The 18,663-nt window shown below is 72.1% G+C and carries 18 protein-coding genes and 1 pseudogene; 12 read left to right on the top strand and 7 right to left on the bottom strand.

Annotated features, from left to right (window positions below):
• Positions 1–106: 106 nt before the first annotated feature.
• Complete coding sequence (locus ACIRD7_RS22205; RefSeq protein WP_403455798.1) at positions 107–832, top strand: vWA domain-containing protein; 726 nt, start codon at positions 107–109, stop codon at positions 830–832.
• A gap of 84 nt (positions 833–916) precedes the next feature.
• Positions 917–2,566, top strand: coding sequence for a cytochrome bc complex cytochrome b subunit (locus ACIRD7_RS22200; protein WP_403455796.1), 1,650 nt, complete (start codon positions 917–919; stop codon positions 2,564–2,566).
• Here ACIRD7_RS22200 and ACIRD7_RS22195 read toward each other — a convergent pair.
• Positions 2,541–3,509 carry an acyl-CoA dehydrogenase family protein gene (locus tag ACIRD7_RS22195; RefSeq protein WP_403455794.1) on the bottom strand — a complete coding sequence of 323 codons (969 nt, stop codon included), beginning with the start codon at positions 3,507–3,509 and terminating at the stop codon, positions 2,541–2,543. The two genes, ACIRD7_RS22200 and ACIRD7_RS22195, sit on opposite strands and share 26 nt — an antisense overlap.
• Positions 3,509–4,657, bottom strand: coding sequence for an acyl-CoA dehydrogenase family protein (locus ACIRD7_RS22190; protein ID WP_403455791.1), 1,149 nt, complete (start codon positions 4,655–4,657; stop codon positions 3,509–3,511). The genes ACIRD7_RS22195 and ACIRD7_RS22190 overlap by 1 nt, the downstream gene beginning before the upstream one ends.
• A 38-nt stretch (positions 4,658–4,695) precedes the next feature.
• Here ACIRD7_RS22190 and ACIRD7_RS22185 point away from each other — a divergent pair, with 38 nt between their 5' ends.
• From ACIRD7_RS22185 to ACIRD7_RS22175, 3 genes are read left to right on the top strand one after another with little or no spacing between them, the layout of a single operon-like run.
• Positions 4,696–5,481 carry an SDR family oxidoreductase gene (locus tag ACIRD7_RS22185; RefSeq protein ID WP_403455789.1) on the top strand — a complete coding sequence of 262 codons (786 nt, stop codon included), beginning with the start codon at positions 4,696–4,698 and terminating at the stop codon, positions 5,479–5,481.
• Positions 5,482–5,496: 15 nt separating this feature from the next.
• Positions 5,497–6,108: a TetR/AcrR family transcriptional regulator gene (locus tag ACIRD7_RS22180; RefSeq protein WP_403455787.1), complete on the top strand. Its 612-nt coding sequence runs from the start codon at positions 5,497–5,499 to the stop codon at positions 6,106–6,108.
• Positions 6,109–6,134: 26 nt separating this feature from the next.
• Complete coding sequence (locus ACIRD7_RS22175; RefSeq protein WP_403455785.1) at positions 6,135–7,292, top strand: acetyl-CoA C-acetyltransferase; 1,158 nt, start codon at positions 6,135–6,137, stop codon at positions 7,290–7,292.
• A 1-nt stretch (position 7,293) separates the two neighbouring features.
• On the opposite strand, the gene ACIRD7_RS22170 is transcribed toward ACIRD7_RS22175, so the two are convergent.
• From ACIRD7_RS22170 to ACIRD7_RS22155, 4 genes are read right to left on the bottom strand one after another with little or no spacing between them, the layout of a single operon-like run.
• A complete protein-coding gene (locus tag ACIRD7_RS22170; protein WP_403455783.1) occupies positions 7,294–8,349 on the bottom strand; it encodes an NAD(P)H-dependent flavin oxidoreductase in 1,056 nt (351 codons plus the stop codon).
• Complete coding sequence (locus ACIRD7_RS22165) at positions 8,349–9,068, bottom strand: CoA-transferase subunit beta (RefSeq protein ID WP_403455782.1); 720 nt, start codon at positions 9,066–9,068, stop codon at positions 8,349–8,351. Before ACIRD7_RS22165 ends, ACIRD7_RS22170 begins: the two co-directional genes overlap by 1 nt.
• Positions 9,065–9,901: a CoA transferase subunit A gene (locus tag ACIRD7_RS22160; RefSeq protein WP_403455780.1), complete on the bottom strand. Its 837-nt coding sequence runs from the start codon at positions 9,899–9,901 to the stop codon at positions 9,065–9,067. The genes ACIRD7_RS22165 and ACIRD7_RS22160 overlap by 4 nt, the downstream gene beginning before the upstream one ends.
• Complete coding sequence (locus ACIRD7_RS22155) at positions 9,902–10,660, bottom strand: enoyl-CoA hydratase family protein (RefSeq protein ID WP_403455778.1); 759 nt, start codon at positions 10,658–10,660, stop codon at positions 9,902–9,904.
• 54 nt (positions 10,661–10,714) lie between these two features.
• Here ACIRD7_RS22155 and ACIRD7_RS22150 point away from each other — a divergent pair, with 54 nt between their 5' ends.
• Entirely contained in the window at positions 10,715–11,455 is a 741-nt protein-coding gene (locus ACIRD7_RS22150) for an SDR family oxidoreductase (RefSeq protein WP_403455775.1), read from the top strand.
• A gap of 1 nt (position 11,456) precedes the next feature.
• Positions 11,457–12,362, top strand: coding sequence for an SDR family oxidoreductase (locus tag ACIRD7_RS22145; RefSeq protein WP_403455772.1), 906 nt, complete (start codon positions 11,457–11,459; stop codon positions 12,360–12,362).
• A 91-nt stretch (positions 12,363–12,453) separates the two neighbouring features.
• Here ACIRD7_RS22145 and ACIRD7_RS22140 read toward each other — a convergent pair whose 3' ends face one another.
• Positions 12,454–13,350 (bottom strand): hypothetical protein, encoded by an 897-nt coding sequence (locus ACIRD7_RS22140; protein ID WP_403455770.1) that lies wholly within the window; start codon positions 13,348–13,350, stop codon positions 12,454–12,456.
• Positions 13,351–13,510: 160 nt separating this feature from the next.
• Here ACIRD7_RS22140 and ACIRD7_RS22135 point away from each other — a divergent pair, with 160 nt between their 5' ends.
• The 5 genes and pseudogenes from ACIRD7_RS22135 to pepN all read left to right on the top strand — a co-directional run bounded on the left by ACIRD7_RS22135 (position 13,511) and on the right by pepN (position 18,618).
• On the top strand, positions 13,511–14,308 hold the full coding sequence (locus ACIRD7_RS22135) for a S1 family peptidase (RefSeq protein ID WP_403455769.1): 798 nt from the start codon (positions 13,511–13,513) through the stop codon (positions 14,306–14,308).
• Positions 14,309–14,384: 76 nt separating this feature from the next.
• Positions 14,385–14,984: pseudogene (locus tag ACIRD7_RS22130) on the top strand (helix-turn-helix domain-containing protein); the annotation flags it as partial.
• Between the two features lie 11 nt (positions 14,985–14,995).
• Positions 14,996–15,370: a chorismate mutase gene (locus ACIRD7_RS22125; RefSeq protein WP_403455767.1), complete on the top strand. Its 375-nt coding sequence runs from the start codon at positions 14,996–14,998 to the stop codon at positions 15,368–15,370.
• Positions 15,371–15,511: 141 nt separating this feature from the next.
• The gene (locus tag ACIRD7_RS22120) at positions 15,512–16,057 is read left to right on the top strand and encodes a two-component system response regulator (RefSeq protein ID WP_403455765.1); all 546 of its coding nucleotides are present in this window, start codon (positions 15,512–15,514) and stop codon (positions 16,055–16,057) included.
• A gap of 56 nt (positions 16,058–16,113) precedes the next feature.
• Positions 16,114–18,618, top strand: a complete 2,505-nt coding sequence (pepN, locus tag ACIRD7_RS22115) for an aminopeptidase N (RefSeq protein WP_403455763.1) — start codon at positions 16,114–16,116, stop codon at positions 18,616–18,618.
• Positions 18,619–18,663: the final 45 nt, after the last annotated feature.

Here is an 18,663-nt window from a genome sequence, read left to right as displayed (position 1 = left end):
GGGACGGCGACGCATCAAAATATCGAACACCTGTGGGTGGCGGGAGGGGCGGGGCCGGTGGTGTCGTAGTCTCGGCATCCTGTGTGGTGCGCTAGGGGGAGAACGTATGGCGGCGATCAGTCTGAGCAAGGTGGAAGAGCGCGCGCCCGCGCTGGTCAGTCTGTACAAGAGCGCCGGGGTGTCGCTCCGCAAGCACGGGCTGGACGGGGTGCGGGCCGCCGTCTATCTGGTGGTCGACTACTCCGGTTCGATGAAGCCGTACTACAAGGACGGCAGCGTGCAGGCGCTCGCCGACCGGGTGCTCGGGATGTCGGCGCACTTCGACGACGACGGCACGGTGCCGGTGGTGTTCTTCTCCACCGACGTGGACGCCGTCACCGACATCGCGCTGGCCGACCACCGGGGCCGGATCGAGCGGATCGTGTCCGGGCTCGGGCACATGGGCAAGACCAGCTACCACCTGGCCATGGACGCCGTCATCGACCACTACCTGGACAGCGGCTCGACGGACCCCGCCCTGGTCGTGTTCCAGACCGACGGCGGCCCCATCAACAAGCTCGCCGCCGAGCGGTACCTGTGCAAGGCGGCCAGGCTCCCGCTGTTCTGGCAGTTCATCGGGTTCGGGGACGCCACCAGCAAGCAGTTCGACTTCCTGCGCAAGCTCGACGAGCTGGCGGTGCCGGACAAGCGGGTGGTCGACAACGCGGGGTTCTTCCACGCCGGTTCGGATCCGCGGACCGTCTCCGACGCCGAGCTGTACGACCGCCTGGTCGAGGAGTTCCCGAAGTGGCTGGTGGCGGCGCGGGCGCAGGGGATCGTACGGCCGCGCTGACGGGCGAGCCGGGCCGCCCGCCCCGTTGGCTCAGCCCGTACCGCCGTGTCACTCTGAGGTGATCCGGCGGGAAGGCGACGACGTATGGACGGCGCACGATCGGAGCACGAGACGGCGGCGACGCGGCGGTCCGCGCCGCCGGGCAGGGGCGAGCGGATCGCGGACTGGGCCGACGGGCGGCTCGGGCTGTACGCGCTCGCCAAGGCCAATATGCGCAAGGTCTTCCCGGACCACTGGTCCTTCATGCTGGGCGAGGTCTGCCTCTACAGCTTCCTCGTGCTGATCCTCACCGGCGTCTATCTCACCCTGTTCTTCGACCCGAGCACCAACGAGGTCGTCTACAACGGCTCCTACGAGCCCCTCAACGGCGTCCTGATGACCCGGGCGTACGAGTCGACGGTCGACATCAGCTTCGACGTGCGCGGCGGGCTGCTCATCCGGCAGATCCACCACTGGGCGGCCCTGGTCTTCGTCACGGGCATGCTGGTGCACATGATGCGGGTGTTCTTCACCGGCGCCTTCCGCAAGCCCCGCGAGCTGAACTGGGTGTTCGGCTGGACCCTGCTGATGCTCGGCATCATCACCGGCCTGACCGGCTACTCCCTCCCCGACGACCTGCTGTCCGGCACGGGCCTGCGGTTCGCCCACGGCGCGATCCTGTCGATCCCGATCGTGGGGACGTACGTGGCGTTCTTCCTCTTCGGCGGGGAGTTCCCCGGGGAGGACTTCATCGCGCGCCTCTACCCGATCCACATCCTGCTGCTGCCCGGGATCATGCTCGGGCTGGTGGTCGCCCATCTGATCCTGGTCTTCTACCACAAGCACACGCAGTACCCGGGCCCCGGCCGCGACCAGAAGTCGGTCGTGGGCATGCCCTTCCTGCCGGTGTACACGGCCAAGGCGGGCGGCTTCTTCTTCCTCGTCTTCGGCGTGCTGGCGCTCATGGGCGGCGTCGCCAGCATCAACCCGGTGTGGGCCTTCGGGCCCTACCGACCGGACCTGGTGACCACGGGTGCGCAGCCCGACTGGTATCTCGGCTTCTCCGAGGGCCTGATCCGGGTGATGCCGGGATGGGAGCTCAACGCCTGGGGCCACACCCTGGAACTGGGCGTCTTCATCCCCTTCTCGCTCTTCCCGCTGATCCTGCTCGCGCTGGGCCTGTACCCCTTCGTCGAGGCGTGGATCACCGGCGACAAACGCGAGCACCACATCCTCGACCGGCCCCGCAACATGCCCGTGCGCACCGGGCTCGGCGCGGCCTGGCTGAGCCTGTACGCGGTGCTGCTGATCGGCGGTGGCAACGACATCGTGGCCACGCATCTGCATCTGTCCATCAACTCGATCACCTGGTTCGTGCGGATCGCGGTCTTCGTGGCGCCGGTCGTCACCTACATGGTCACCAAGCGCGTCTGTCTCGGACTCCAGCGCCGGGACCGGGACAAGGTGCTGCACGGCAGGGAGACCGGCACCATCAAACGGCTGCCGCAGGGCGAGTACATCGAGGTCCACGAGCCGCTCTCCCAGGGGCAGCTGTTCACCCTCACCCAGCACGAGGAGCATCCGCCGTACGAGATCGGCCCGCGCGTCGACGCGAACGGCGTCCGGCGCCGGGTCACCGTCTCCGAGCGGGTGCGGGCGAGGCTGGCGGAGGCGATGTTCGGTCCCCGGTCGCGGATCCCGAAACCGACGGTGGAGGAGTACCAGGAGATCACCAGCGGCGATCACCACCACTGAGCACCGCGTCCCTGCACACGTCCGGGGCTCCCCAGGCGGTGCGCAGCACGCGGGCCTTGGTCAGCCACAGCGACAGGTCGTACTCCGCCGTGTAGCCGATCGCGCCGTGCGACTGCAGTGCGGTACGGGCCGTCGCGTACGCGGCCTCGCAGGCGGCGACCTTGGCGGCGGCGACATCGGCCGGGTCCATGGTGAGCGCGGCGCCGAGGACGAGGGGCCGGGCGAACTCGAGGCCGATCCGCGCGTCGGCCAGGCGGTGCTTCACGGCCTGGAAGGAGCCGATGGGGACGCCGAACTGGGTGCGCTGCTTGACGTACGCGACCGTCCTGTCGAGCAGGGCGAGTCCGACGCCGAGGGCCTGCGCGGCGGTGGTGAGGCGGGCGAGGGCGAGGGCGTGGGCGGTGGGCGGGTCGGGGCTGAGCAGTTCGCCGCCCGGCCGAAGGGGGGTCAGGCGGCGGGCCGGGTCCAGGGAGGGGCGCACCGGGCCGGGGCCGGGGGAGAGGCGCAGACCGTCACGGGTGAGGGCGAGGCGGGTCGTGGCCGCGTCTCCGTCCAGGGCGTACGGCGCCGTCCACGCCAGCGTCGCCATCGCCTCCCCGGACGCCAGCGCCGGCAGGAGCCGCTTCGCCGGGCCCGGGTCGGGCAGCCCGGCGAGCAGGGCCGCCGCCGCGACCGTCTCCACCAGCGGCCCGGGAACCGCGTGCCGCCCCAACTCCACGAAGGCGACGGCGAGTTCGACCGGCCGGCAGCCCACCCCCTCGTAAGCCTCGGGAACCGCCAGTGCGAACACGCCCGCCTCAGCGATACGGCTCCACAGCGCCCGGCCCCTCGCCCGCTCGCCCCGGCTCCAGTCCCGTACGGCCGACGGCGTGTCCGCCGCCGTCAGCATCGCGTCCAGCGAGCCGGCGAACGCGCGCTGCTCGGCGTCGAGGAGGAACCTCATCAGCGGCGCCCCTTCGGCAGGCCGAGCAGTCGTTCGGCGATGATGTCGCGCTGGATCTCGTTCGTCCCGGCGTAGACGGGGCCGGCCAGGGCGAAGACATAGCGCTCGGACCAGTCGGTGTCGGCCGCTTCGCCCTCGGCGCCGAGCAGGTCGAGGGCCGTCTCGTGCAGGGCGATGTCGTACTCCGACCAGAAGACCTTGTTCAGGCTGGACTCCGGGCCGATCGACTCACCGTCGAGGACGCGGGAGGCGGCCGCGTAGGTGAAGAGCTGGTAGGCGCGGGCGCCGATCAGGGCGTCGGCCACGCGGGCCCGCGCGCTCTCCGGGCTGCCCCGGTCCAGCCACAGGCGACGCAGGCGGTCGGCGCTCGCGAGGAAGCGGCCGGGGGAGCGGAGCATCAGACCGCGTTCGTTGCCCGCCGTCGACATCGCGATCCGCCAGCCCTGGCCCGGTGCGCCGATCATGTCCTCGTCCGGCACGAACACCTCGTCCAGGAACAGCTCGGCGAAGGCGGGCTTGCCGTCGAGGCGGGCGACGGGGCGGACCGTGACGCCGGGGGCGCGCAGGTCGAACATCAGGTAGCTCAGGCCCTGGTGGGGCTTGGGGGCCTCCGGGTCGGTGCGGAACAGGCCGAACGCGCGGTCGGCGAAGGCGGCACGCGAGGACCAGGTCTTCTGGCCGCGGAGCAGCCAGCCGCCGTCCGTGCGCACGGCCCGCGACCGGAGCGAGGCCAGATCCGAGCCCGCCTCCGGCTCCGACCAGGCCTGCGCCCAGATCACCTCGCCGGTGGCCATGGGCGGGAGCACCCGGGCGCGCTGCTCCTCGGTGCCGTGGTCGAGGAGGGTCGGGGCCAGCAGGCTGATGCCGTTCTGCCCGACGCGGCCCGGTGCGCCCGCCGCGTAGTACTCCTCCTCGAACAGCAGCCACCGCAGGAGTGAGGCGTCCCGGCCGCCGTACGCCGCGGGCCAGTTCACCACCGACCAGCGGTCCGCGGCCAGCTCGGCCTCCCACGCGCGGTGCGCCGCGAAGCCCTCCTCGGTCTCCAGCGAAGGGAGCGGATCGGGCGGCACATGCGCGCGGAGCCAGGCGCGGGCCTCGGCGCGGAACTCCTCGTCGGCCGCAGAGTGCGTCAGGTCCACCGTCACCATCCTTCCCTAACAAGTGTTTGGTAGGTTAGCGTGCTGCCATGACAAACGTCGAGGCGCCGACGTACGTTCCCGGGCACGGACTGCTCCGCGGACGCACCGCCGTGGTCACCGCCGCGGCCGGCGCGGGCATCGGCGGCGCGACCGCCCGCCGCCTGCTGGAGGAAGGCGCGCGCGTACTCATCAGCGACGCGCACGCGCGGCGGCTGAAGGAGCACGAGGCGGAGCTGGCCCGGGAGTTCGGGGACGCGGTGACGTCCGCGGTGTGCGACGTCACCGACGAGGCTCAGGTACGGGCCCTGTTCGAGGCCGCCGTACAGGAGCACGGACGGCTCGACGTGGTCGTCAACAACGCAGGCCTCGGCGGGACTTCACCACTCGTGGACATGACCGACGAACAGTGGTCGAAGGTCCTCGACGTGACCTTGAACGGCACGTTCCGGTGCACCAGGGCCGCCCTGCGCCGGATGCGGGACACCGGCGGCGGTGTGATCGTCAACAACGCCTCCGTCGTCGGCTGGCGCGCCCAGGCCGGACAGGCGCACTACGCGGCCGCGAAGGCGGGCGTGATGGCCCTGACCCGGTGCGCGGCGATGGAGGCCGCCGAGTACGGGGTGCGGGTGAACGCCGTGGCGCCGAGCCTCGCCATGCACCCCCACCTGGTCAGGGTGACGACCCCCGAACTGCTGGCGGAACTGACCGCGCGCGAGGCCTTCGGGCGGTACGCCGAGCCCTGGGAGGTGGCCAACGTGATCGTCTTTTTGGCCTCGGACTACTCCTCGTACATGACCGGCGAGATCGTCTCCGTCAGCAGCCGGCACGCCTGAGACGACAATGGACCCGTGCCGACCAAGAAGACGCCCCAGGTGACCGCCGCAGCCGCCAGGCGGCGCGAACTCCTCGACACCGCCGCCGAGGTATTCGCCGAGCAGGGCTACAACGCCACCACCGTACGCAAGATCGCCGACCACGCGGGCATGCTCGCGGGCAGCCTCTACTACCACTTCGACTCCAAGGAGTCGATGCTCGAAGAGATCCTGCGGTCCTTCCTCGACGAGCTGTGGAGCGGCTACGACTCCGTCCTGGAGGCCGGGCTGGGCCCGCGCGAGACGCTGGAGGCGCTGGTCACCGAGTCGTTCCGGGAGATCGACCGGCACCGGGCCGCCGTCGCGATCTACCAGAAGGAGAACCGGCAGCTCGTCGCGCAGGAGCGGTTCGCGTTCCTCGCCGAGTCGCAGCGCAAGTTCGAGAAGGCGTGGCTGTCCACGCTGGAGCGCGGGGTCGCCGCCGGGGTGTTCCGGTCCGACCTCGACGTCCGGCTCACCTACCGGTTCGTGCGCGACACCGTGTGGGTCGCCGCGTCCTGGTACCGGCCCGGCGGACAGCACAGCCCCGAGGAGATCGCCCGGCAGTACCTGTCGATGGTGCTGGACGGGATCGCCGTACGCACATAACCCACTGTTCCCACCGGGGAGTTGCCATGGCCGAGGCCTACATCGTCGAAGCGGTCCGTACGCCCGTCGGGCGGCGCGGAGGAGGACTCAGCGGGGTCCATCCGGCCGACCTGGGCGCGCATGTCCTCAAGGCGCTCGTGGAGCGCGCGGGCATGGACCCGGCGGCCGTCGAGGACGTCGTCTTCGGCTGCCTGGACGCCGTCGGGCCGCAGGCCGGGGACATCGCCCGGACCTGCTGGCTGGCGGCCGGGCTGCCCGAGGAGGTGCCGGGCGTGACCGTGGACCGCCAGTGCGGCTCCTCGCAGCAGGCCGTGCACTTCGCCGCGCAGGGCGTGCTGTCCGGCACCCAGGACCTGGTGGTCGCGGGCGGCGTGCAGAACATGTCGATGATCCCCATCGCCTTCGCCACCCGGCAGGCCGCCGAGCCGCTCGGACTGACCGCGGGCCCCTTCGCGGGCAGCGAGGGCTGGCGGGCACGGTACGGGGACAAGGCGGTCAACCAGTTCGTCGGCGCCGAGATGATCGCCGCCAAGTGGGGGATCAGCCGGCAGGACCAGGAGGAGTTCGCGCTGCGCTCGCACCGGCGGGCGCTGCGGGCCGTCGACGAGGGCCGATTCGAGCGCGAGACCGTGGCTTACGGCCCGGTCGGCGTGGACGAGGGGCCGCGCCGGGACACCTCCCTGGAGAAGATGGCCGGGCTGAAGCCGGTCATCGACGGCGGCACGATCACGGCGGCCTGTTCCTCACAGGTCTCCGACGGCGCTGCGGCGATGCTGCTGGCCTCGGAGCGGGCGGTGCGCGAGCATGGCCTCACGCCCCGGGCCCGGGTGCACCACCTCTCGGTGCGCGGTGAGGATCCCATCCGCATGCTCACCGCGCCGATCCCGGCCACTGCCCACGCCCTGAAGAAGACCGGCCTGTCCATCGCCGACATCGACCTCGTCGAGATCAACGAGGCGTTCGCGCCGGTCGTCCTGGCCTGGTTGAAGGAGACCGGCGCGGATCCGGACAAGGTCAACGTCAACGGAGGCGCGATCGCCCTGGGGCATCCGCTGGGGGCCACGGGTGTGAAGCTGATGACGACCCTGCTGCACGAACTGGAGCGCACCGGCGGCCGGTTCGGGCTGCAGACGATGTGCGAGGGCGGCGGACAGGCGAACGTGACGATCATCGAGCGGGTGTGAGTCAGCCGTTCCCGAGGGCCGTGAGGCGCTCCTGGGCCTCCGCCGCCTCCTTCATGATCCGCTCCACCAGCTCCGCGCACGACGGCAGGTCGTCGATCAGGCCGGCGACCTGTCCGGACGCCATCACGCCCAGATCCGTACGGCCGTCCACCATGGACGCCCTCAGCAGCATCGGTGTGTTCGCGGCGAGCAGGACCTGGCTCCACGCCAGGTCCTTGCCGTGCCGGAGCGCGCGGCCGTCCTGGATCATCCGGCGCCAGGTCGTGCCCGACAGCTTCCGGTAGCCGGCCGCTCTGCGGATCGCCCGCACCAGAGCCCTGGTCCGGCCCGAGCGCTCCAGGGCGTCGACCAGGTCCGTGCGCAGCATGCGGTGGGGCAGGCCGTCCACGGCCGTGGTGACCGTGACGTCCCGTACCGTCGCCGCCAGGTACCGCGCCTTCACCGCGTCCGGCACCGTCGAGTCCGACGTCAGCAGGAACCGCGTGCCCATGGCGATGCCCGCCGCCCCGTAGGCCAGCGCCGCGACCAGCCCCCGCCCGTCGAAGAAGCCGCCCGCCGCCACGACCGGGATGTCGACGGCGTCGACCACCTGCGGCAGCAGCACCGTCGTCGCCACCTCACCGGTGTGCCCGCCGCCCTCCCCGCCCTGCACGATCACCGCGTCCGCACCCCAGGCGGCGACCTTCTCGGCGTGCCGCCGGGCGCCTATCGAGGGGATGACGGCCACGCCCGCGTCCTTGAGCTCGGCCATCAGCTCCCGGGAGGGCGCGAGGGCGAAGGAGGCGACCCGCACCCCCTCGGCGATCATCACACTCACCCGGTCGCCGGCGTCCGACGCGTCCGCCCGGAGGTTCACCCCGAACGGCGCGTCGGTACGGGACTTGACCTCCCGGATCGCCTCGCGCAGCCGGTCGACCGACATCGTCGCCGAGGCGAGGATGCCGAGCGCTCCCGCGTTCGCCGTGGCCGAGACCAGCCGGGGGCCCGCCACCCAGCCCATGCCGGTCTGCACCACTGGATGCCGGACCCCGACCAGTCGGGTCAGCGCGGTCTCCATCAGAGCGGGACCTCCCGTGCCCGGCTGTTCCCCGGGTCGATCACCTGCCGGATCAGACGCAGCTCACCGGCGGTCGGCTCGCGGGTGAACGGCACCTCGTCGGGGACCGCGAGCGCGAACCCCGTGGCCTCGCGCACCTCGTCGACGCTCACCCCGGGGTGCAGCGCGGCCAGCCGCATGCTGTGGTCGGGGGTCGCGAAGTCGAAGACGCCCAGGTCGGACACGACCCGGGGAATGCGGTGGTGGCGGGCCCCGGCCTCGGCCGCGCGGTCGTACCCGACGCCGCACACCATGTCGACCCGCTCCACGAACACCCGCCGGGAGTGCTTCGGGATCCAGTAACTCGTCGGGTTGTTGAGCGTGTTGACCGGCGCCCCGCGCACCCCGAGCAGCTGCCGCTTCGGCCGCGCCCAGTCGCCGATGCAGGAGATGTTCTGGTTGCCGTACCGGTCGATCTGGCTCGCGCCCATCATCACGTGCCGCCGGCCGCTCGTGACCAGGCTCAGGTGCTGCCGGTAGGGCAGCCAGCCCTCGGCGGTGCCGTCCGGGCGGACGATCGTCGCCTCGCCGTCGGTCAGCAGCAGCTCCGGTGCGAAGGTGAGCCGCGCCAGCCGGGCGCCCACGGACGGGATCAGACCCATCGGGCTCGCCAGGATCTCGCCGCCGTCGCGCCAGGCCTCGGCGCAGGCGATCACGCAGTACTCGGCACGTGTCGTCATGAGTCCTCCCGGGCCGCCGACCGGTACGCCTGCTCGTCCCCGGCGAGGTAGCGCGCCGCGAACTCCGGCCACGGTGTGGTCGCGTACCGCTTCTGCAACGCCTCGTCCCGGCCGTAGTCAGGGGCGCAGGACGTGAAGTGCGCGCCGCCCGGCGCCTCCACGACCCCCGTCACCACATGCCGTTTGACCAGCAGGGTCTGCGGCGCCGCGTCCTTCGTCAGCTCGGCGGTGTCGACGATCCGCTCGCAGGACAGGTACGCGGTGTCGGCCGCCTCGCAGAACAGGTCGTCGAAGTAGGGGTCCGGGCCCAGATACTGCCCGTTGCCCAGCCGGTCCGCCCGGTTGACGTGCACCAGGGCCGCGTCCAGGCGCAGGGCCGGCATCGCGACGAACGTCTCGCCGTCGTCGTAGGGCGACGTCACCGTGCGCAGGCCGGGGTTGACCCGCATCACGTCCGAGCCGAGGCCCGCCCGGACCGGCAGGAAGGGCAGCCGGTTCGCCGCGGCCCGCAGGCCCCACATGAACATCGCCTCGTCGATCTCCGTCAGCTCGAAGGCGCCCCGCTCGCGGGCCGCGCGGTAGTGCGGCTCCAGCGGGATCGAGTCGAGGGTGACGAAGGGAGCGACCAGCTTGCGGATCCGCCCCGCGGCGGCCAGCATGCCGACGTCGGGGCCGCCGTACGAGACGATCGTGAGGTCGGTGACCTCGGAGCGCAGCAGCGCGCGCACCAGCGCCATCGGTTTGCGGCGTGAGCCCCAGCCGCCGATGCCGAGCGTCATGCCGCTGCGCAGCCGGGCCACCGCCTCGTCCGCCGTCGTCGTCTTGTCGCTCACTCAGCCACCGTCCCTTCCGAAGCCGTCCCGGACCCGGTCGGCCACCCCGCTGAGGCCCGCCTCGAAGGTGAAGCCCTGCTCGAAGCGGTAGCTGCGGCGGACGTCGACCGGGTCGATGCCGTTGATCGCGGCCTTGGCCAGGCGCAGCAACTGCCCGTCCTTCGCGGCGATCTCGCGCGCCAACTCCATGGCCGTAGCGCGCAGTTCCTCACGCGGTACGACCCGCCACACCGAGCCGTGGGCGTGCAGCTCGGCGGCGGTCGCCGTGCGCGAGGTGTAGTACAGGGCGCGCATCAGGTGCTGGGGGACGAGGCGGGCCAGGTGGGTGGCCGCGCCCAGGGCGCCCCGGTCCAGCTCGGGCAGCCCGAACGTCGCGTCGTCGCTCGCCACGATCGCGTCCGCGTTGCCCACCAGGCCGATCCCGCCGCCCAGGCAGAAGCCGTGCACCGCCGCGACGACCGGGACCTCGCAGTCGTACACCGCGGCGAAGGCGTCCGCGCAGGCGTGGTTCACGCCGATCAGTGCGCCGTCGCCGTCGCGCTGCAACTCCTTGATGTCCACGCCCGCGTTGAACCCGCGCCCCTCCGCCGCCAGGACGACGCACCGGATCTCCGGATCGCGGCCCGCCGCCCGCACCGCGTCGGCCAGGGCGGACCAGCCGGCCACCGGCAGCGCGTTCACGGGTGGGAAGTCGACCGTGACGACCGCGATTCCGTTCTGCCCGGGTTCCTTTTCCGGGAACGAGGTGGAGACACCCATGGCCGCATCAGCTACCTTTCCACCAAACGTTTGTTAGGTGAAGGGTAGCCGCGAATGAGGCTGGACGGGAAGGCAGTTGTCGTCACGGGCGGTACCAGGGGCGTCGGCGCCGGCGTGGCGAGGGCCTTCGCCGAGGCGGGTGCCGAGGTCCTGGTCTGTGCCCGCAGGGCGCCCGAAGTCCCTGTCGCGGGGGCTGAGTTCAGACCGCTCGACCTGCGCGACCCCGCCGCCGTCCGGGACTTCTTCGCCGCCCTGCCCCGCCTGGACGTCCTCGTCAACAACGCGGGTGGCACACCGTACCGACGGTTGGCGGACGCGGACGCCGAGCGGCACGCGCGCGTGATCGAGCTGAACCTCGTCGCCCCGCTGACGGCCTCCCTGGCCGCGTACGAGCACCTGCGGCGGTCCCACGGCTCCGTGGTGATGATCGGCAGCGTCAGCGGCGGCCGGCCCTCGCCCGGATCGGCCGCGTACGGCGCGGCCAAGGCCGGGCTGGAGAGCCTGGCCCGCTCGATGGCGGTCGAGTGGGCACCGGAGGTCAGGGTCAACACGCTGGTCGTCGGCATGGTCCGCACCGAACTGGCCCACCTCCACTACGGCGGCGAGGACGGCATCGCCGGGGTCTCCCGCACCGTCCCGCTCGGCCGCCTCGCCGAACCGGCCGACGTCGGCGCGGCCGCCGTCTTCCTCGCCTCCGAGGCCGCCGCCTACGTCAGCGGGGCGAGCCTGCTCGTGCACGGCGGGGGAGAGCGTCCCGCGTTCCTGGATGCCGCAACGGTCAACAAGGAGGCATGACATGAGCCGGATCTGCGAGGGGCGGGTCGTCGTCGTCACCGGCGCGGGCCGGGGGCTCGGCCGCGCGCACGCGCTGGCGTTCGCGGCCGCGGGGGCGCAGGTCGTCGTCAACGACCTCGGCGTCGGTCTCGACGGCACACCGGCCGCCGACAGCCCCGCCCGGCGGGTGGCCGACGAGATCCGCGCGGCGGGCGGCGAGGCGATCGCGCACGGCGGCGACGTGGCGACGAGCACCGGGGCCGGCTCCCTGGTGGCCGCCGCGGTCGAGACGTACGGCCGCCTCGACACGCTCGTCAACAACGCCGGGTTCCTGCGCGACCGCATGCTGGTCAACCTCGACGAGGACGACTGGGACGCCGTCGTACGCGTCCACCTCAAGGGCCACTTCCTGCCCCTGAAGCACGCGGCCGCGCACTGGCGGGCCGAGGCGAAGGCGGGGCGCACGCCGACCGCCCGGGTCGTCAACACGAGCAGCGGAGCAGGACTGTTGGGCTCGCTCGGACAGGGCAACTACAGCGCCGCGAAGGCCGGGATCGTCGGGCTCACCCTGGTCGCGGCGGCCGAACTGGCCCGCTACGGCGTCCAGGTCAACGCGATCGCCCCGGCGGCGCGCACCCGCATGACGGAGCGCGCCTTCGCGGCCTCCATGGCGGCCCCTGACACCGGCTTCGACGCCATGGCCCCGGAGAACGTCTCCCCGCTGGTCGTGTGGCTGGGCTCGGCGACGAGCGCCGGGGTGACGGGCCGGGTCTTCGAGGCCGAGGGCGGGCGGATCACGGTGATGGAGGGGTGGCGGGCCGGGCCGACGGTGGACAAAGGCGCGCGGTGGACGCCGGAGGAGGCGGGGGAGACGGCGCTGAAGCTGCTGGGGGAGGCGGAGGTGCCGGGGGCGGTGTACGGAGGGTGAGGCAACGCCCCGAAAGGGCGCGGGGAACTGCGCGACCAGCCACATCGCACCCGCACACGCCCGACAGCAAACGGTGCCACCCCATCAGGCGTCACGTGTCACATTCGAGCACCGTCCGGCACAACCCGCACCGCGCGCGGACGCGCCCCCGCACCGGCACCCGAATCCGCTGCTGACACGTAGGACACGGAAACGACACCCTGAGCGGCCCCCGCCCGTCCGGCGTGAACGTGTACGGCTCCCCCGTCGAGGGGCCGGCCCCGGGCCGGTCCTGGGCGTGCCGCCGGTCCCGGGCGTACCGCCGCCGGCCCGCCCAGCCCGCCGCCGTCAGCGGTGGCTGCGTCTCGTCGCGGCGGGCCTCGGCCATGCCCTTCACATACGCCGGGTACGCCTGGGGGCTGGTGAACCACACCGACGGGTCCTCGGCGAAGACCAGCGCCCGCTTGGCGAGGACGTACCCGAACTCCTCCGGCGTCAGATAGCCGAGCTTCTGCGAGGACGCCGAGTCCTCCCGGTAGGCGTCGAGGAGCAGCCAGCCGGCGCCGAGATACGTCGTCGCCGTGTCCGTGAGGATCTCGTTGTCCCGCGTGCCGGGGAAGGCGAGGCCGAGGCGATGCAGGTACACGTGCATCACCTCGTGGGCGAGCGCCGCGCCGATGTCCCTGCGGTGGGTGCGGAAGCGGTCGTTGAGCTCGACGAAGTACTCCGGCCCGGCGGCCAGTTCGACGTTGGCCGCGTGGCTCATCTCCCGGAAGCTGACGATCAGCCGGGCGTCCGGCAGGCGGTAGTGCCGCACCAGCTCGTGGGCCACCCGCTGGGCGCCCAGATACAGGTCGTCCGTGTCGCAGAAGGCCACGTCGGCCGGCGCCACGCTGGTGTCGAACGTCTGGACGGTGTCGTACGACAGCCGCCTGTAGAGCGCGGTGATCGAGGCCCGCACCGTCTCCAGGTGCGGGAAGCCGTGCTGGACCGGTCCGCCGTTCGCCACGCCCTTACCCCCAAGACGCCTGGAAACCGATTCCACTCTACGGGGATGTGAGGGGTTTTTCCCTGGTCGGGTTCCATCGCGGGGGCGTGAGATCCGTCCTTGTCATGCACGCCGTTCGATCTTCATACTCCGGGTCGCTCAACCCCCCACGAAAGGACGAATGTTGAGCCATAACATATCCCGGAGATCTGGCATCTCCCTGGCGAAGAGAGCCGCGGCGGCCGGTGCCGTGGCGCTCGCGGTCGCCTCTCTCCAGCCGGTCAGCGCGCAGGCCGCCTCCACCCGTGTCGTCGGAGGAACGCCCGCCGCGCAGAACGAGTTCCCGTTCATGGTCCATCTGTCGATGGGCTGCGGCGGGGCGCTCTACAAGAAGGACGTGGTGCTGACCGCGGCCCACTGCATGGACGGCTCCGGCAACAACAACCGCATCACCGTCACCGCGGGTGTCAACGACCTGAACTCCTCCGCGGCGATCAAGGTCAAGTCGACCAAGGTCAAGGTGGCGCCGGGTTACAACGGCACCGGCAAGGACTGGGCGCTCATCAAGCTCGCCCGGCCCATCGACAAGCCGACGCTGAAGATCGCCACCACGGACCGGTACAACCGCGGCATGTTCACGATCGCCGGGTGGGGCGACATGGAGGAGGGGGCCAACACGGGCACGACCAAGCTCCGCAAGGCCACCGTTCCCTTCGTCGCCGACCGCGTGTGCAAGCGGCACTACGGAAACCGGCTGGTGTCGAAGGAGGAACTGTGCGCCGGCTGGCAGAGCGGCGGCATCGACACCTGCCAGGGCGACTCCGGCGGCCCCATGTTCCGCAAGGACGACGCGGGCAAGTGGATCCAGGTCGGCATCGTCAGCTGGGGCGACGGTTGCGCCCGCGCCGGTGTGCCGGGCATCTACACCGAGGTCAGCCACTTCGCGAAGGACATCGCCAGGGCGGCGTCCGCGCTGTAGGCGACCGGCGCACCGATGTGCGTCAGACGGCCCGGAGCACCGGGGTGTCCGGCTCGCCGGATCCCCGCCGGGCCGTCCCGGGCCCGCCACCGCGCCGTACACCGAACTCGGCTCGATCGACCGTCGTGCCGCTCTCCGACGCCTCCGGCCCGCGTGCCGTCATCGGGCGCATGGCCCGCGCCGCCCGCCGCGACAACCCGCTCCTGGAGGTGGAGACCGGGGCCGCCGTCCACGAACTCCTCGTCGCCCTGCGCCGCGCGCGTGCCGACCTGGCCCCGGACGGGCACGTTGTCCTCGAGGCCCTCGCCCGCGACGCCTGCCTGCCGCTGACGGTCGCCGAGCACGCCGCCCGGCACGGCATGACCCCCGCCGAACTGCGCGCGGCCGTCCGCAGGGGCGCCGGATGCAGCCCAAGGACTGTCTGCTCGGCATCCGCCTGATCCGTGCCAAGGAACTCCTCGCCGCCATCGAGCTGCCGGTCGCCGCCGTCGCCCGCCGCGTCGGCTACGACGACCCCGCCTACTTCTCCCGCCTGTTCACCCAGCGCGTCGGCATGGCGCAGGTCCGCTTCCGCGCCCAGCAGGGCCGCGCGGTCCCCGGCGGCCGGAGCGAACAGGTCCCCGACCCCGACGACCCGCCCCGGATCGAACGGACGACCGCTCCGGGCGCCCCGTAGGCTGAACCCCCATGACCAGCAACATGTCCCCAGGCGACGTCGACCCCGCTGTGCGCGAGGAGCTCGCCCGGCTGCGCGACAGCATCGACAACATCGACGCGGCCGTCGTCCACATGCTCGCCGAACGCTTCAAGTGCACCCAGCAGGTCGGCCACCTCAAGGCCCGCCACCAGCTCCCGCCGGCCGACCCGGCCCGCGAGTCCCGGCAGATCGCCCGGCTGCGCACCCTCGCCGAGAACGCCAAGCTCGACCCGGCGTTCGCCGAGAAGTTCCTCAACTTCATCATCGCCGAGGTGATCCGGCACCACGAGAGCATCGCCGAGACCGCCGAGACCGCCGAGACCGCCGACTACACGGTCAACGGCGCTGCGCCCACGGCGAACTGACGCCTACTGGCCCTTCCCGGGGAGTGACAGGGCGGCCCGCGCGGGGCATGCTGCGCTGTGCACCGCATGCCAGCTGACACGCACGCTCCGTCAGCGCCCCCGGACATACTCCGGATGTCCACGCGGGAGGGACGTCGGGCCATGCCGTCGGATGCCAAGATCCTCATCGTCGACGACCACGAGGAGACGCTGTACGCGCTGGAGAGCGCCCTGGCCCCGCTGGGCTACCGGCTCGGCCGTGCCACCAGCGGTGACGAGGCGCTCAAGCAGGTGCTCCGCGGCCAGGTCGGGCTGCTCCTCCTGGACGTCCGGATGCCGGGCGTCAGCGGCCTGGACGTGGTGCGGTACATGCGACGCGTGGAGCAGACCCAGCACATTCCGGTCATCCTGCTCACCGGTTTCGGCGCCGATCACGACCTGACGGCCGCCGCTTTCGGACTCGGCGTCGCGGACCTGGTCATGAAGCCCATCGACCCCTGGGCGCTGCGCACCAAGGTCCGCTACCTGTACGACGCCTACCAGCGCCACCGCGCCTTGGAGGAGGAGGTCCGCACCCTGCGCGCCCTGGTCAAGGGCCCCGCCGACGCCCCGGAACCCGAGCCGCGCCCCGCCCTGCCCCACCCCGACGCCCGCGTCCCGCCCCAGCGCGACAGCCCGACGGCCACGTCGACCACAGACCGGACATAGTTCGCTTACTGATCCACCCCTGTGCCATGTCGGTGCCATCAGGCAGCATGTCCTGCATGTCCGTACTCACGCGCGACGAAGCGCAGATCCGTGCCCAGCTCCTCGACGTCCACCGCTACACGATCGAACTCGACCTGACGACCGGGGACGAGACCTTCGACTCCCGCACCGTCATCGCGTTCACCGCGCGCGCGGACGCGGACACCTTCGTCGAGATCAAGCCGGCCGAGCTGCGCTCCGTCACGCTGGACGGTCAGCCCCTGGACCCGCAGACCCTGGACGGGAACCGGCTGCCCCTGAAGAACCTCACCGCCGGTGAGCACGAACTGCGCTTCGACGCGGCCATGCGCTACTCCCGCACCGGCGAGGGCATGCACCGCTTCACCGACCCCACCGACGGCGAGACGTACCTCTACACCCAGCTGTTCATGGAGGACGTCCAGCGCGTCTTCGCCGCCTTCGACCAGCCGGACCTCAAGGCCGTCTTCGCCCTGTCCGTCACCGCCCCCGAGGGCTGGACCGTCCTCGCCAACGGCATCACCGAGCACCTCGGCGAGGGCCGCTGGCAGGCCGCGCCCACCCCGCTGATCTCCACCTACCTCGTCGCCGTGGCCGCCGGCCCCTGGCACTCGGTGCGCACCGAGCACCGCGGCCTGCCCTTCGGCATCCACTGCCGCCGCTCCCTCGCCCCCCACCTGGACGCGGACGCCGACGAGCTGCTGCAGGTCACCCGGCAGTGCTTCGACCGCTTCCACGAGAAGTTCGACGAGCCCTACCCCTTCGACTCCTACGACCAGGCGTTCGTCCCCGAGTTCAACGCCGGCGCCATGGAGAACCCCGGCCTGGTCACCTTCCGCGACGAGTTCGTCTACCGCTCCGCCGTGACCGACACCGAGCGGCAGACCCGCGCCATGGTCATCGCCCACGAGATGGCCCACATGTGGTTCGGCGACCTCGTCACGCTGCGCTGGTGGGACGACATCTGGCTGAACGAGTCCTTCGCCGAGTACATGGGCTACCAGATCTGCGCCGAGGCCACCCGCTTCACCGACACCTGGGTCGACTTCGGCGTCGCCCGCAAGTCCTGGGGCTACGACGCCGACCAGCGGCCCTCCACCCACCCCGTGGCCCCCGAGGCCGTCGACGACACGGCCTCCGCCATGCTCAACTTCGACGGCATCTCCTACGCCAAGGGCGCCTCCGCGCTGCGCCAGCTCGTGACCTGGCTCGGCGAGAAGGACTTCCTGGCCGGCATCAACACCCACTTCGCCCGCCACAAGTTCGCCAACGCCACCCTCGCCGACTTCATCGACTCCCTCGCCGCCAACACCGAGCGCGATGTGCACGCCTGGGCCGACAGCTGGCTGCGCACCACCGGCGTCGACACCCTCACCCCGTCCGTCACCGCCGGCGACAACGGCACGTACACCCTCACCGTCGGCCACGCGGGCAGCCGCCCGCACCGCATCGCCGTCGGCCTGTACGCCCAGGACCTCGGCGACAACGACGGCCACCTCACCCTGCGCGAGCGCGTCGACCTCGACATCCCGCAGTCCGCCCCGCAGCCCATCGGCAAGCGGCCGGCCCTGCTGCTGCTCAACGACGGCGACCTGACCTACGCCAAGGTCCGCTTCGACCCCGAGTCCTTCGAGACGGTCCGGACGGGCCTGGCCGGCCTGCCCGACCCGCTGACCCGTGCGGTCGTCTGGAACGCCCTGCGGGACGCCGTCCGCGACGGCGAACTGGCCGCCACCGCCTATCTGGAGGCCGCCCGCACCCACCTGCCGCGCGAGACCGACCTCGCCGTGGTGCAGGGCGTGCTCGCCTTCGCCACCGGGCAGATCGCCGGCCGCTACCTCACCGCCGAGGAGCGGCCCGCCGCCCTGGCCACCCTGTCCGCCCTGTGCCGCGACCTCATCCGCCGCACCGAGGACGGCGACAACCCCGGCCTGCGCCTCATCGCCGTACGCCACTTCATCGACGTCGCCGCCCACCCCGACACGATCGCCGCCTGGCTCGCCGACGGCACCGTGCCCGGCGGACCCGAGCTCGACCCCGAGCTGCGCTGGCGCGTCCTCGGCCGGCTCGCCGTGCTCGGCGCCGTCGACGAGGCCGCCATCGCCGCCGAGCTCGAGCGTGACCCGAGCGCCACCGGCCAGGAGGGCGCCGCCCGCTGCCGGGCCGCCCTGCCCGACGAGGCGGCCAAGGCGCGGGCATGGGAGGCCATGTTCGCCGCCGACGAGAGCACCGAGCTGTCCAACTACCTCTTCAGCGCGACCGCCCAGGGCTTCTGGCAGCCCGAACAGGCGGACCTGGTACGGCAGTACGTGCCGCGCTACTACAAGGACGCGGTCGCCGTCGCCGCCCGCCGCGGCCCCGCCATCGCCGACGCCGCCGGCCGCTTCGCCTTCCCGGCGTACGCCGACGACACCGAGACCCTGCGTTTGGGCGAGGAATGCCTGCGCGACGGCGATCCGATCCCGGCGCTGCGCCGCAGGCTCGCCGACCAACTCGACGACCTGGCACGGGCGTTGCGGGTGCGGGAGGGCCGGAAGGGCTAGTACCTCCGACGTAGGGGGCGCCGGGCCGGCCGGCCGCCCCCTACT

The organism is Streptomyces sp. NPDC093568, from assembly GCF_044764945.1.
Taxonomy (GTDB): Bacteria; Actinomycetota; Actinomycetes; order Streptomycetales; family Streptomycetaceae; genus Streptomyces.
Note: the sequence above shows the minus strand (reverse complement) of the source record. Positions and strands in the feature narration are given on the sequence as shown.